This window comes from Enterobacter sp. KB-280D8 (genome assembly GCF_041399405.1).
Taxonomy (GTDB): domain Bacteria; phylum Pseudomonadota; class Gammaproteobacteria; order Enterobacterales; family Enterobacteriaceae; genus Enterobacter; species Enterobacter cloacae_N.
On record NZ_JBGKEC010000005.1, the window covers coordinates 120207 to 133508 of the forward strand.

The 13302-nt window shown below is 54.6% G+C and carries 16 protein-coding genes; 6 read left to right on the forward strand and 10 right to left on the reverse strand.

Translation table 11 applies throughout. The annotated features are described in order from the left end of the window. The first annotated feature begins 84 nt into the window (after window positions 1-84). A complete protein-coding gene (rph, locus tag AB8818_RS15885) occupies window positions 85-801 on the forward strand; it encodes a ribonuclease PH (RefSeq protein ID WP_006812424.1) in 717 nt (238 codons plus the stop codon). 67 nt (window positions 802-868) lie between these two features. Then, window positions 869-1510 carry an orotate phosphoribosyltransferase gene (pyrE, locus tag AB8818_RS15890; RefSeq protein ID WP_041911672.1) on the forward strand — a complete coding sequence of 214 codons (642 nt, stop codon included), beginning with the start codon at window positions 869-871 and terminating at the stop codon, window positions 1508-1510. A 41-nt stretch (window positions 1511-1551) separates the two neighbouring features. Here the strand turns inward: pyrE and slmA are convergent, their stop codons facing one another. From slmA to coaBC, 3 genes are all read right to left on the reverse strand, one after another. Next, entirely contained in the window at window positions 1552-2148 is a 597-nt protein-coding gene (slmA, locus tag AB8818_RS15895; protein WP_028015015.1) for a nucleoid occlusion factor SlmA, read from the reverse strand. 129 nt (window positions 2149-2277) lie between these two features. After that, a complete protein-coding gene (gene dut, locus AB8818_RS15900) occupies window positions 2278-2736 on the reverse strand; it encodes a dUTP diphosphatase (protein ID WP_015570042.1) in 459 nt (152 codons plus the stop codon). Then, a complete protein-coding gene (gene coaBC / locus AB8818_RS15905; protein ID WP_116343108.1) occupies window positions 2714-3925 on the reverse strand; it encodes a bifunctional phosphopantothenoylcysteine decarboxylase/phosphopantothenate--cysteine ligase CoaBC in 1212 nt (403 codons plus the stop codon). Before coaBC ends, dut begins: the two co-directional genes overlap by 23 nt. Before the next feature lie 173 nt (window positions 3926-4098). Here coaBC and radC point away from each other — a divergent pair, with 173 nt between their 5' ends. The 4 genes from radC (at window position 4099) to mutM (ending at window position 6291) form a co-directional block, all read left to right on the forward strand. Continuing rightward, window positions 4099-4764: a DNA repair protein RadC gene (radC, locus tag AB8818_RS15910; RefSeq protein ID WP_116342965.1), complete on the forward strand. Its 666-nt coding sequence runs from the start codon at window positions 4099-4101 to the stop codon at window positions 4762-4764. A gap of 218 nt (window positions 4765-4982) precedes the next feature. Then, window positions 4983-5219 (forward strand): 50S ribosomal protein L28, encoded by a 237-nt coding sequence (gene rpmB, locus AB8818_RS15915; RefSeq protein ID WP_002436699.1) that lies wholly within the window; start codon window positions 4983-4985, stop codon window positions 5217-5219. A gap of 22 nt (window positions 5220-5241) precedes the next feature. Further along, a complete protein-coding gene (gene rpmG, locus AB8818_RS15920; RefSeq protein WP_003024094.1) occupies window positions 5242-5409 on the forward strand; it encodes a 50S ribosomal protein L33 in 168 nt (55 codons plus the stop codon). Between the two features lie 72 nt (window positions 5410-5481). After that, a complete protein-coding gene (gene mutM, locus AB8818_RS15925; protein ID WP_116342967.1) occupies window positions 5482-6291 on the forward strand; it encodes a bifunctional DNA-formamidopyrimidine glycosylase/DNA-(apurinic or apyrimidinic site) lyase in 810 nt (269 codons plus the stop codon). Window positions 6292-6293: 2 nt separating this feature from the next. On the opposite strand, the gene coaD is transcribed toward mutM, so the two are convergent. The 7 genes from coaD to rfaQ all read right to left on the reverse strand — a co-directional run bounded on the left by coaD (window position 6294) and on the right by rfaQ (window position 13186). Then, window positions 6294-6773 carry a pantetheine-phosphate adenylyltransferase gene (gene coaD, locus AB8818_RS15930; protein WP_116342969.1) on the reverse strand — a complete coding sequence of 160 codons (480 nt, stop codon included), beginning with the start codon at window positions 6771-6773 and terminating at the stop codon, window positions 6294-6296. A gap of 3 nt (window positions 6774-6776) precedes the next feature. Further along, window positions 6777-7547: a glycosyltransferase family 2 protein gene (locus tag AB8818_RS15935; RefSeq protein ID WP_192984122.1), complete on the reverse strand. Its 771-nt coding sequence runs from the start codon at window positions 7545-7547 to the stop codon at window positions 6777-6779. Further along, complete coding sequence (gene waaA, locus AB8818_RS15940) at window positions 7547-8821, reverse strand: lipid IV(A) 3-deoxy-D-manno-octulosonic acid transferase (protein WP_116342973.1); 1275 nt, start codon at window positions 8819-8821, stop codon at window positions 7547-7549. The genes AB8818_RS15935 and waaA overlap by 1 nt, the downstream gene beginning before the upstream one ends. Window positions 8822-8887: 66 nt before the next feature. After that, a complete protein-coding gene (locus AB8818_RS15945) occupies window positions 8888-9877 on the reverse strand; it encodes a glycosyltransferase (protein ID WP_116342975.1) in 990 nt (329 codons plus the stop codon). A gap of 11 nt (window positions 9878-9888) precedes the next feature. Beyond that, window positions 9889-10989 carry a glycosyltransferase gene (locus tag AB8818_RS15950; protein WP_163330025.1) on the reverse strand — a complete coding sequence of 367 codons (1101 nt, stop codon included), beginning with the start codon at window positions 10987-10989 and terminating at the stop codon, window positions 9889-9891. A gap of 2 nt (window positions 10990-10991) precedes the next feature. Next, window positions 10992-12119, reverse strand: a complete 1128-nt coding sequence (locus AB8818_RS15955) for a glycosyltransferase family 4 protein (protein ID WP_116342979.1) — start codon at window positions 12117-12119, stop codon at window positions 10992-10994. After that, window positions 12116-13186, reverse strand: a complete 1071-nt coding sequence (rfaQ, locus tag AB8818_RS15960; protein WP_192984119.1) for a putative lipopolysaccharide heptosyltransferase III — start codon at window positions 13184-13186, stop codon at window positions 12116-12118. The genes AB8818_RS15955 and rfaQ overlap by 4 nt, the downstream gene beginning before the upstream one ends. Window positions 13187-13302: the final 116 nt, after the last annotated feature.

The window sequence follows — 13302 nt, forward strand, 5'->3', positions numbered from 1 at the left end:
TTTCGGGGGCTTCTCAGGATAGGAATAAGCGTCCTTTATCCGTATAATGCGCAGCCACATTCGTTTCAAGCCGGAGAATCCATCATGCGTCCATCAGGTCGTAGCGCCAATCAGGTGCGTCCCGTCACCCTGACCCGTAACTATACAAAACACGCTGAAGGCTCCGTGCTGGTTGAGTTTGGTGACACCAAAGTGCTGTGCACCGCGTCCATCGAAGAAGGGGTTCCGCGCTTCCTGAAAGGCCAGGGTCAGGGCTGGATCACCGCCGAATACGGCATGCTGCCACGCGCAACGCACACTCGTAATGCCCGTGAAGCGGCAAAGGGTAAGCAGGGCGGCCGTACCATGGAGATTCAGCGTCTGATCGCACGTGCGCTGCGCGCTGCCGTTGACCTGAAAACTCTCGGTGAATTCACTATTACGCTGGACTGCGACGTAATTCAGGCAGATGGCGGCACGCGTACCGCGTCCATTACCGGTGCCTGCGTAGCGCTGGCGGATGCCCTGAACAAGCTGGTTGCAGCCGGTAAGCTGAAAACCAACCCAATGAAAGGGATGGTCGCGGCGGTTTCCGTGGGGATCGTTAACGGCGAAGCGCTTTGCGATCTGGAATACGTTGAAGATTCCGCCGCCGAGACCGACATGAACGTGGTGATGACCGAAGATGGCCGCATCATTGAGGTGCAGGGCACGGCGGAAGGCGAGCCGTTCACCCATGAAGAACTTCTCTCCCTGCTGGCGTTGGCCCGAGGGGGGATCGAATCCATTGTAACGACGCAGAAAGCGGCGTTAGAAAATTGATTTTAAAGGCGACCAGTGAGTCGCCTTTTTTTTGCCTGTAAGACAGAAAAACCAAAGGAGCGAATCCATGAAATCGTATCAGCGCCAGTTTATTGAGTTTGCTATTAATAAACAGGTACTTAAGTTTGGCGAATTTACGCTGAAATCCGGGCGTAAGAGCCCCTATTTCTTCAACGCCGGGCTGTTTAATACCGGGCGCGATCTGGCCCTGTTAGGCCGTTTCTATGCCGAAGCGCTGGTGGATTCCGGGATTGATTTTGACTTGCTGTTTGGCCCGGCCTACAAAGGCATTCCAATTGCGACCACCACAGCAGTCGCGCTGGCGGAACATCACGACCGCGACGTGCCGTACTGCTTTAACCGCAAAGAGGCCAAAACCCACGGTGAAGGCGGTAATCTTGTAGGCAGCGCGCTGCAGGGCCGCGTGATGCTGGTGGACGACGTGATCACCGCAGGCACTGCGATCCGTGAATCTATGGAGATTATCCAGGCCAACGGCGCGACGCTGGCTGGCGTGCTTATTTCTCTGGATCGTCAGGAGCGTGGTCGCGGCGATATCTCTGCTATCCAGGAAGTAGAGCGTGATTACAGCTGCAAAGTGACCTCTATCATCACCCTGAAAGACCTGATTGCGTATCTGGAAGAGAAGCCAGAGATGGCGGATCACCTGGCGGCGGTGCGGGCGTATCGCGAAGAGTTTGGCGTGTAACTGAATTGCCCGGCGGCGCTACGCTTACCGGGCCTGCGGTGCTACTGCAGCTGCGCTGCCACTAACGGCCAGCGGGCGTCAAAATCGTCCGTTGGTCGGTATTTGAATTCACTGCGCACAAAGCGGGAGAGCATGCCTTCACAAAACGCCAGGATCTGGCTTGCCAGCAATGTCTCATCCGTATTGTATCCTTCGCCTTCACGCATTTTCTTCTCGCGTAGCACCTGGCGCAGCTGCGCTTCAATACGCTCAAAAAGCTGATTGATGCGGCCCTGTAGCCTGTCCTGCTCAAACATCAGCGCGTGGCCGGTCAGGATACGGGTTAAACCCGGATTGCGTTCCCCAAAGCCCAGAATTAACAGCACAATCAGACGCAGACGCGCGGTGGTGTCTTTTTCGTCTTTCAAAATCAGATTAATGCGTGTGATCAGACTGTCTTCAATAAACTCGATCAGGCTGTCGAACATTTTTGTTTTGCTGGGGAAATGACGATACAGCGCCGCTTCAGACACGCCCACAGAGGCGGCCAGTTTAGCGGTGGTGATGCGTTGACTGCCATCGCTGGATTCAAGCATCAGAGCCAGAGATTGAAGTATTTCTTCGCGACGATTCCTTTTCGCGGTTTGTTTTTCTGCCATGTTACAAAATACCCCTGAAAAATAAGCACTTGCCAGGCTGGCATCCACACAGCGACCGCAAACTGGCGTTTGCGGTTTGTTATTGCGTTATTGCGTTATGGCGCTGCGAGATACGTGTGTGTCGGGCGGTTATTTGCGCCCGGAATGGCCGAAGCCGCCTTCGCCACGGTCGGTGGCATCAAAGTCTGCCACCAGGTTAAATTCTGCCTGAACCACCGGTACAAAAACCATCTGTGCGATACGCTCGCCCGGTTCAATGGTGAAGCTGTCCTGGCCACGGTTCCAGACGGATACCATCAGTTGACCCTGGTAGTCGGAGTCGATCAGGCCGACCAGGTTACCCAGCACAACGCCGTGCTTATGGCCCAGACCAGAGCGCGGCAGGATCACTGCCGCCAGAGACGGGTCAGCAATGTGGATCGCCAGCCCAGTCGGGATCAGGGTAGTGGCACCGGGAGCCAGTTCTACGGCGTCATCGAGACAGGCGCGCAGGTCAAGTCCGGCAGAGCCGGAGGTGGCATAGGTTGGCAGCGGGAATTGCTCGCCAACACGCGGGTCCAGAATCTTAACGTCGATTTTTTTCATCATAACGGGTAACGATCTCGTCCAGTAATTGTTGGCCCAGGAGTTCCTTGCGCTCAAGCGGTAAGATTTTATCTCCATCCTGCCAGAAAAGGTGCAGTGCGTTGCTGTCGCTATTAAATCCTTGCGTGGCCAGCGATACGTCGTTCGCGCAAATTAAATCGAGGTTTTTGCGGGTACGTTTTTGCCGGGCATATTCTTCCACATTATTCGTTTCTGCGGCAAATCCAACAACGTAAGGACGATGGTTTTTTAGTGCGGCGACCCCAGCAACAATGTCCGGGTTTTTCACCATTTTCAGTGTTAATTCATCACCTTGCTTTTTGATTTTAGATTCGGCGATGGTCTCGGCACGATAGTCTGCCACGGCCGCACAGCCGATAAAAATCTGCTGATGTTGCGCATGAGCCTGCACGGCGGCTTCCATCTCCTGCGCGGTAGTGACATTAATGCGCTGCACAAAAGGTGGCGTAGGTAACGAGACCGGGCCGCTGACCAGCGTGACGTTAGCACCGCGTTTTGCCGCTGCGGCAGCAATTGCAAAGCCCATCTTGCCGGAGCTGTGGTTGGTGATGTAGCGCACCGGGTCCAACGGCTCGCGCGTGGGACCCGCAGTAATCATGATGTTGAGATGTTGCAGATCGTTGACAGGTGAGAAATGGGCGGCAGCCATATCTACAATCGTCAACGGGTCGAGCATACGCCCTGGGCCAACGTCGCCGCAGGCCTGGCTGCCACTGTCCGGGCCCCAGATAAGCAGGCCGCGCGAGGCCAGCGTCTCCAGATTATGCTGGGTGGCGGCGTTGCGGTACATCTGCTGGTTCATGGCTGGCACAACGGCGACAGGTGCAGGCGTCGCGAGGCAAATGGTCGAAACCAGATCGTTCGCCATACCGGCCGCCACGCGGGCAATCAAATCCGCCGTGGCTGGGGCAAGAATCACCAGATCGGCCCATTTCCCAAGCTCAATATGCCCCATCGCAGCTTCGGCGGCCGGATCGAGCAGGCTGTCAGATACCGGGTATCCTGAAACCGCCTGCAGGCTCAGAGGGGTGATAAAGGCTTTACCGCCTTCGGTTATCGCGACCCGCACGTCCGCCCCGCGCTCGCGCAGACGACGCACCAGCTCCGGCGCTTTATAGGCAGCAATACCGCCGCTCACGCCAAGAACGATTTTTTTACCGGCCAGGCTCATCATGATTCTTTCCTGTTGGGTTTCACCAGAGAGCGGGCATTTTATCACAATCCCAAATACGGGGTGATGAAGTCCTTTATTCACTTTGCGAGGCGCTACGCAAGAACGAAACCTCAGCGTCGAGCCCCGGATTTGCCTGTGGCAGCATTATGGCAAACAGAAGGAGGCCGGGCATGGAAGAGACTGAACTGCTGCTACCGCGCGAAAAAATGCTGCGTCATGGCGTCACGTTATTAAAAGACGACGAACTGCTGGCGCTCTTTTTACGTACAGGTACGAAGGGAAAAACGGTATTTACGCTGGCGAGAAATCTGATAGACCATTTTGGTTCACTGTATGGTTTGCTGACCGCCGAACTGGAGGAGTTTGCGCACGTAGAAGGCATTGGCGTCGCGAAATATGCCCAGTTACGGGGTATTGCTGAACTTGCCCGGCGATTTTATAACGTGCAGATGGAGGAGCAAGATCCGATCCTTACCCCTGACATGACCCGCGAATTTCTGCAAAGCCAGCTATCCGGTCTGGAGCGGGAGATCTTTATGGTGATCTTTCTCGACAACCGAAACCGGGTGCTTAAGCATACCCGCCTTTTTTCAGGTACACTGAGCCACGTTGAGGTGCATCCGCGTGAAATTGTGCGCGAAGCGATAAAAGTGAATGCAGCAGGCGTGATCCTCGCGCATAATCACCCCTCTGGCTGTGCAGAACCGAGCAGAGCGGACAAAGAAATCACCGAGCGCATTATCAAATGCTGTCAATTCATGGACATTCGTGTGCTGGACCATCTGATAATTGGCCGCGGAGAGTACATTTCTTTTGCAGAACATGGCTGGATTTAGGCTATTTCTGGCGATCCATCGGGATCTTTGTCTGTTCGGGACTTGAGCACACCGCCGAGTCAGCGTATACTACGCCACCTTTGAGAATCTCGGGTTTGGCATTTGGGCCTGGCAATCGAGAGTTCACTTAGAACTACGCGATGACCGGGCTGTAAAGCCTGACGAGGCGCCGATACCCCATACGAAGCTCGAGCTAATTTGATTTTTGGAGAATAGACATGTCCCGAGTCTGCCAAGTTACTGGCAAGCGTCCGGTGACCGGTAACAACCGTTCCCACGCACTGAACGCGACTAAACGCCGTTTCCTGCCGAACCTGCACTCTCACCGTTTCTGGGTTGAGAGCGAGAAGCGTTTTGTCACCCTGCGCGTATCTGCTAAAGGTATGCGTGTAATCGATAAGAAAGGCATCGATACAGTTCTGTCTGAACTGCGTGCCCGTGGCGAAAAGTACTAAGTACTTAAAGAGGAAATAAATCATGGCTAAAGGTATTCGCGAGAAAATCAAGCTGGTTTCTTCTGCTGGTACAGGTCACTTCTACACCACCACGAAGAACAAACGTACTAAGCCGGAAAAACTGGAACTGAAAAAATTCGATCCAGTTGTACGCCAGCACGTACTGTACAAAGAAGCTAAAATCAAATAATTTTAGCTTCCTTGTATTGAAAAACCCCGCAACTGCGGGGTTTTTTGCATTCTGCATCTCAACGGAGGAACCATGCCTGAATTACCTGAGGTAGAGACCAGCCGTCGCGGCATTGAGCCCCATCTGGTCGGCGCGACTATTCTTCATGCTGTCGTTCGTAATGGACGTCTGCGCTGGCCGGTGTCCGATGAGATCCACGCGTTAAGCGACAAACCCGTCCTTAGCGTGCAGCGCCGCGCGAAATACCTGCTGCTGGAGCTGCCTGACGGCTGGATTATTATCCATCTGGGGATGTCCGGGAGCCTGCGCATCCTGACCGAAGAACTGCCTGCGGAAAAGCACGACCACGTCGATCTGGTCATGAGCAACGGCAAAGTGCTCCGTTACACCGATCCCAGGCGTTTTGGCGCGTGGCTGTGGACAAAGGAGCTGGAAGGACACAACGTGCTGGCGCATCTGGGCCCTGAGCCGCTTTCAGACGCGTTCAACGCGGACTACCTGAAAGAGAAGTGTGCGAAGAAGAAGGCTCCGATCAAGCCCTGGCTGATGGATAACAAGCTGGTGGTCGGCGTGGGGAATATTTACGCCAGTGAATCGCTGTTCGCGGCCGGGATCCATCCCGATCGGCTGGCCTCATCGCTGTCGGCGCAGGAGTGTGAGCTGCTGGTTCGGGTCATTAAAGCCGTATTACTGCGCTCGATTGAGCAGGGCGGGACCACGCTGAAGGACTTCCTGCAAAGCGACGGTAAACCGGGCTATTTTGCCCAGGAGCTGCAGGTGTATGGCCGTAAAGGTGAGCCATGCCGGGTATGCGGGACGCCGATCGCTGCCGCAAAGCACGCCCAGCGAGCCACGTTCTACTGCCGTCAGTGCCAGAAATAGCGCTACTTTAGCTTGTCCATCAGCGCCTGGTGGACGTTATCCGGCAGGAAATGGGTAACGTCCCCGTGATGGCGCGCCACCTCTTTCACCAGCGTGGACGAGATAAACGACCACTCTTTTGATGGCATCAGGAATACGCTTTCCAGCTCCGGCATCAGGTGGCGGTTCATGTGCGCCAGCTGCATCTCATACTCGAAGTCTGCCACCGCGCGCAGGCCACGGATCAGAATATTGGCCTGCTGGGCGCGGGCGAAGTTCGCCATCAGGTCGCTAAACCCGACCACCTCAACATTCGGCAGGTGCGAAATGGCATCGGTGGCGAGCTTTACGCGCTCGTTGAGGTCAAACATCGGCTTTTTGCTGGGGCTGGCGGCAATGGCCAGGATCACCTTGTCGAACATGCATGCCGCACGGGTGATGATATCAAGATGACCGTTGGTGATCGGATCGAAGGTACCCGGATAAATCGCTTTTGTGCTCATGGCTCACGTTTTCTCTGAGTAGCCGCGGCAGAGCGCCCACAGCTCGGTGTATTTGTTGAAAGTATACTGGGCATTCACTACCGCGAGTAACCAGCCCTGCTTACCGTCCAGCACGCCACCACGCAGCAGCAGCGTTTTCAGAAACGCACCCAGCGTGTGGGTGAAGATACCCGTCAGCGAGGCCTTCTTGCCGCGCTGGTGACGCTCCTGTGCCCACGCGGTGGCATAGTTGAGCTGCTTTTGCTGGAAGCTGGCGAAATCACGGCAGGTCAGGTGCAGCAAATCGCCCGTCAGGGGGATGACCTGGGCGCTGTCGCAGGTCAGGGATTCATGGACCAGATTGTCGTTGTACTGATAGCGCTTGCGCTCGTAGAGGCGCATCACGCGGTCAGGATACCAGCCGCTGTGGCGCATGAAGCGGCCAAGGAAGTAGTTGCGGCGGGCGATGCTGTAAACGGCGCCAGGCTTGGGCGAGGAAAGCACCGCCTGAATGGCCTGCTGAAGCTCCGGCGTGATGCGTTCGTCGGTATCGAGCATCAACACGTAATCACCGGTGGCATACCCCTGCGCGCGCTGGCGCTGGATGCCATAGCCTTGCCAGTCAGTATTGGTAAAGACTTTTGCGCCCGCTGCCCGGGCAACGTCCACCGTGTTGTCCGTGCTTCCGGAGTCGAGAATGACGATCTCGTCAGCCCAGGCGACGGAGGCCAGGCAGTCCGGAAGCAGGTCGGCGGCGTTTTTGGCGATCATGACGACCGACAGACGCGTAGACATTAGTGGCTCCGCTGAGGCAGATAAGGTTGCAGAAGCTGCAGCAGACGGGTGAGTGCGCCCTGATTCTGGTGCAGCACTTCGACGGCGTGGCGACCGTACCACAGGCGGTAATCTTCGTCCGTCAGAAGGGTCGATACCTCTTTGACGACCGAGTCCGCATCGGTCACGGTAATTAAACCATCGGCCTGCTGTAATTTCGCGCAGATATCTTTGAAGTTAAACGTGTGTGGCCCCATCAGCACAGGAATGGCGTGGGCTGCCGGCTCCAGCGGGTTATGGCCTCCGCGTTCCACCAGGCTTCCGCCAACAAAGGCGAGGTCAGCAATGCCGTAGAGCAGCATCAGTTCGCCCATCGTATCGCCAATCACCACCTGGGTACTGCCGGAAGGGATCTCTCCGCTGCTGCGCAGAGTGAAGCTGAAGCCGCCTTTCTGCACCATTTCGCGGGCATCTTTAAAACGTTCCGGATGACGAGGCACGAGGATCAGCAGTAAATCAGGGAATTTTTCCAGCAGCTTGCGGTGCGCCTGCAGGATAATTGCCTCTTCACCCTCATGAGTACTGGTGGCAATCCAGACCTGACGACGCGGAGCCCACTGGCGGCGCAGCGTGATGGCGCGGGCGGCCAGTTCAGGGGTAACGGAAATATCGAATTTCAGACTGCCGGTTACGGCAAGCTGGTTGCGCTTCAGGCCCAGAGAGATAAAGCGTGCCGCGTCTTCTTCATTCTGCGCAGCAATCAGCGTGATTTTGCTCAGCAGGCGGCGCATAAATTTACCCAGCTTGCCGTAGCCTTTCGCCGAGCGCTCTGACAGGCGCGCGTTGGCAATCACCAGCGGAATTTTACGGGCGTGCAGAGCGGAAATCATGTTCGGCCACAGCTCGGTTTCCATCACGATCACCAGCTTCGGGCGAACGGTGTTCAGGAAACGATTCATGGCGCAGGGCAGATCGTAAGGGAGGTAGACGTGATGAACGTCTTTACCAAACGCGGATAACGCGCGCTCTGAGCCGGTTGGCGTCATGGTGGTGACGGTAATTGGCAGAGACGGGTAGCGATGGCGCAGAGCGCGAACCAGCGGGATCGCCGCCAGCGTTTCACCAACAGAAACGGAATGCAGCAAAATACCGTCCGGCGCGACTTTATTGCGGCAAAAGCCATAGCGTTCAGCCCAGCGTTTACGATACGCAGGCGCTTTACGGCTACGAAGCAACAGTCTCAGCCACACCAGTGGCTGAATGATATAGAGCAGGGCGGTATACAACAATTCCAAGCGATTATCCGTCTTTTTAGTTTCGGCGGGCAAATTCTAAGCATTTAAGCCAGGTAAAGCTATCTCTTATGCCAGATACCGTTTTAAACGGAAGTAGCGTCGGCCCAGGCGCCAGCGCAAACGCGGGCTTTTGGCACTTTTCCAGATAAGCTTCCAGATCCCGGTGTCGAAGAACTCTTTGATAATCATTGTCTTCTTTGCCTCATCCTTCATGTTGTCGAAGGTATGAATGATTCCCAACCCCTCTTTGGCGATTTGCCAGTAGCAGGCGGGGATATTTTTCACTTTATCCGGGTAACGCTGGTTAATGGCATCAAGCATCTGCAGGATTTTCATGTAGTGGCGCGCGGAGCGAATCAACGTGTCGTCATTATCCGGCGTGTGCGATACCGAGGCAGAGTGAATGTAGTAGTCATAAAAGCGTTCGCTGGTGTACTGAACGCGCTCTGCGGCAAGCAGCACCTCGGTGGTCCACGGGATATCCTGATGGCGCAGGCCGGGTTCGAAATGGAAACGGTGTTTACGAATAAAATCGTGGCGATAAATATTAAGCCAGGTCACGTGCAGGAACTTACGTGAATCCAGCGCCATCTTCAGCCATGCCGGGCCCGTCATGACGCCCGTCGAGGCGAGTTTATCCTCAGGGAAGATAGGGCGAGAAGGTTTCCTGTCATTTTCCCAGACATAGTTGCCGTTGCAGGTGGCGACATCCAGATCCTGCGTAACGGCCATATCCAGCAGACGCTGGTACATGCCAGGTTTGAAGACGTCATCAATATCCGGGAAAGAGAGATACTGACCGGTTGCAACGGCCAGGCCGGTATTACGCGCGATGGAAACACCCTGGTTATGCTGTTCAATCACCTGTATCTGCGGCAGTTTTTCACGCCAGCTTTCGACGATCTGCATCGAGCGGTCAGTCGAGCCGTCATTGACAATGATGACTTCCATGCTGTCGATGCGTTGATTCACAAGGCAGGTAAAGAACTGATCCAGAAAAGCTTCGCCGTTATAAACGGCAACCACCACGCTTAACATTGGCGCTGAATTTTGCATAAGAAACCTGATTATTTTTGATTGTCGACCAAAGCAATGTACTGCTGGCAGATGGCATTGATACCGAACGATGCAATCGTTGCATCGCCAACGACCGGCGGGGCGGTATAAATATCTACCAGGGTTTTTGCCAGTGACGCGTCATTTAACTCTGCCAGCCCGCGCGCTAAGGCGCCGGTGAGAATTTCTGCGGGGCCACCCGGACAATTGGTACTGACCGGTGGCGTCTGGCAGATAATGGATTCCACCAGCACATTACCAAAACCTTCGCAGTCAGAGCTTAACACTAAGAGGCGTGCACCTTTTATCCAGGGGTAGGGGTTAGCGTCGAACGGACGGAAAACCGTTTTGTTTTCAATACCCAAATCGCGGGCAAGCTGCTTAAGTTTTTGAATTTTGGCTTCGGAGCCATTGCCCATCATGACAAGCGTAGTGTCAAGCTGACTCTGTGCGAACGCGCGTAAAAGGCGGTCGTGGCGTTTGTGTTCATGGAAGCGGCCAACATGGATGATGTAATCCTTTCCTTGCATCTCGAAGGGGGCATCCGCCAGACGCTGAATCTCAGGGATATCAAAAGGATTATGGATAACCGCTTTACGCCGGAGTTTGAGAGCCAGCGTCTCGGAAAGATCTTTCAACACGGCGCCTGAGACGGCGACAACGTTTCGGTTTTCGTAGGTATGACGAATTTTAAGATGCTTAAACCAGCGCGAAAGCCCGCTGCGGTGGCGGAGATAAGAGAACGAGAACATGCCATGCACGCAGAACCAGACTTTATCACGTTCCAGCGCGCGGCAGTGCGCCACAATGCGGTCCGTTTTGTGCAGATGAGAGAACACAACGTCAAATTTTCCGCTGCGCTCAGCCCGCTCAATTGCCTGATCCAGCAGGCGGGCGCGGCGTGGGATCTCCGTCAGCTTTCGCCACGGTTTTTTGCAGGTATCCTGAACCACCTGATAATCAATGCCTTCCGGGATGGCGTAATCACACACTTTCCGCAGAGAGAAAAGGGAGACCTGATGCCCCATTTCCATTAATCCGCTGGAAAGTGTAAGAACTGTTTTTTCAGCTCCCCCACCGGGTAAACCATCAATAATCATTAGGATACGCATTTTTAATCCAGTAATTTTTGATAAAGCGAAATAAGCTGACTTGACAGTTTTTCGGGGGTGGCGCTTTTTACGCGTTCACGTGCCGCTTGCCCCATCGTGTTATTTTTTCCCAGAGAAGGGGTGGCTGCAATTGCCTCCTTCAATGTGTCGATATCCAGGGCGTCACAATAAAATCCGTTCTGGCCTTGCTGAATAAATTCAGCGCCACCGCAGCTCTCTGAAGTAATGACGGGCAAGCCGCAGGCCATCGCTTCAAGAATGACGTTTGGAAACGGATCATACAGCGTTGGCAACAGTAAACCATCGGATAGCTGATAAAAAGGCAGAGTTTCTTTCTGCATCCCCAGGAAACGGATTTGCCCTTCGCAGCCTAATGAGCGGGCGAGGTCACGATAACGATGTTCTGCTTTATCCTGTCCAACCACAATCAGCCAGGCTGGCGTTCCTGCGATAGCGCGTATGGCGCTGGCCAATCCTTTTCGTTCAAATCCCGACCCTACAAAACAGAACACCACGGCATCGGCTGGTAAACCAAATTGCTGACGCAGCGCGGCTCGCTGTGCTTCCTGGGCTGGAATGAAGCGGCTGGAATCAATTGAATTATAAATCACATGTATTTTTTTTGCGTCAATATCAAAGTCTTCGACGATTTCGCGTTTGATCATCTCCGCATTACAGATAACCGCCTTCAGCTCTGGGGCCTGGTACATTTCTCGTTCGGCTTGCATCACGTAGCGGTGATAGCGATCGAACATCAGCATCTGCGCGCGCCAGGCGGGCAGAATGCGCGCACGCTGCAGCAGCCAGCGGCGATGGACGCCATCTCCAGCGCGGTAGATATCGCAGCCCGGGATACGCTCATGGCTTTGCACAATATCAAACTGCTGTTGTTGCCACAGCGCGCGGGCGGCATGGGCAAAACCGCGTTCGCGGCTGATGCGGCCCCATTTACGCGGGTCGCAAATATGGATATGCCAGTCGTCCTGCTTTTCGCCCTGCCATTCACGCGTAATGACGTTGAGTTCAAGATTCTGGTTGCTCAGCGCGGTGAGAGCACGTGAAACGAAGCGCTCCGCCCCGCCATCAGGGCGATACTTTTGGCGAACAATCGCCAGGCGATGGTGTTTCATGACAGATATCTCCTTGCAGCGGAGACGACAGCATCAGCAGGAATGGCGTCGAGATAACGTTCTTTCGTTTTGGTATCAATGGCGTCGGGATCGGGAAGGGGGCCGTAGTCGCCCGCCCAGATGACTTCACCGTTGACTTGCCATGGAGACCAAAACGTCAGTTTGGAAGGGCCAAACAGCGCCACGCAGGGCGTCTGCAGCGCGGCGGCCATATGCATCGGCACGGAGTCAACGCCAATAAAAAGACACGCGTGATCGATAAGCGAGGCCAGCTGGCGCAACGTTAGCTGTCCCGCCAGCGAGACGACCCCCGTCTTCGGTGAGGCGGCGAGAATGCGATCGATCATCGCCAGCTCTTTTTTATCCGGCCCGGCCGTGAGGACGACGGTATGCCCATCCTGCTGCAGCGCGGTGATGGTTTGCGCCATTTTGCTCTCATCCCAGCATTTGAAGAACCAGCGTGACGTCGGCTGGATGACGATGTAGTTATCGCCCACTCCTTTTTGCACCAGCTGCTGGCGGGCGTGGTGCCAGTCTTTTGCGCTGTAGGCCATGGTAACCGCCGGCTTAGGCGCGACCTGTAATGGCGACAGAATGGAGAGATTTTGTTCGACGGTGTGCAGGGATTTGTGATTTGCAACAGAGACTAATTCGCTATGGCAGAAACGCCAGAATGGATTGTTGCGTTTGTTAAAGGCGAATCCGAGGCGAACCGGCGCACCGGTGAAGCGGGTGATGATAGCGCTACGCCACTGATCGGCAAGATTAATCACCAGATGATAATGTTGCTTTCGTAACGCGCAGAGCAGCTGCCACTCCTTTTGAAGGTGCTTTAGCGTGCCCAGATGCTTCCATTTACGATCGATTCCATAAATAGTGCCAATCGCCGGATGGGCGGCGAGCATATCGCGCGTTTCTTCATACAACAGCACGTCAATTTGCGCCTGCGGCCATTTTTGACGTAACGAATCAATGACAGGAGTGGTCAATAACATATCGCCATGATGGCGGAGTTTGATCAGTAAAATGCGCAAATCAGGCGTGTCAGGTAAGTTATTCATCATCATCTTATCGGCGTTGTACTGTTGGCAATTCTAATAGACCTGGTAGCGACTTGCACTCTTTCTCCATAATCTCAGGAATTTCCCAGGGAGGCTTTACTCAGGCTTTGGTGAGTGCGTAA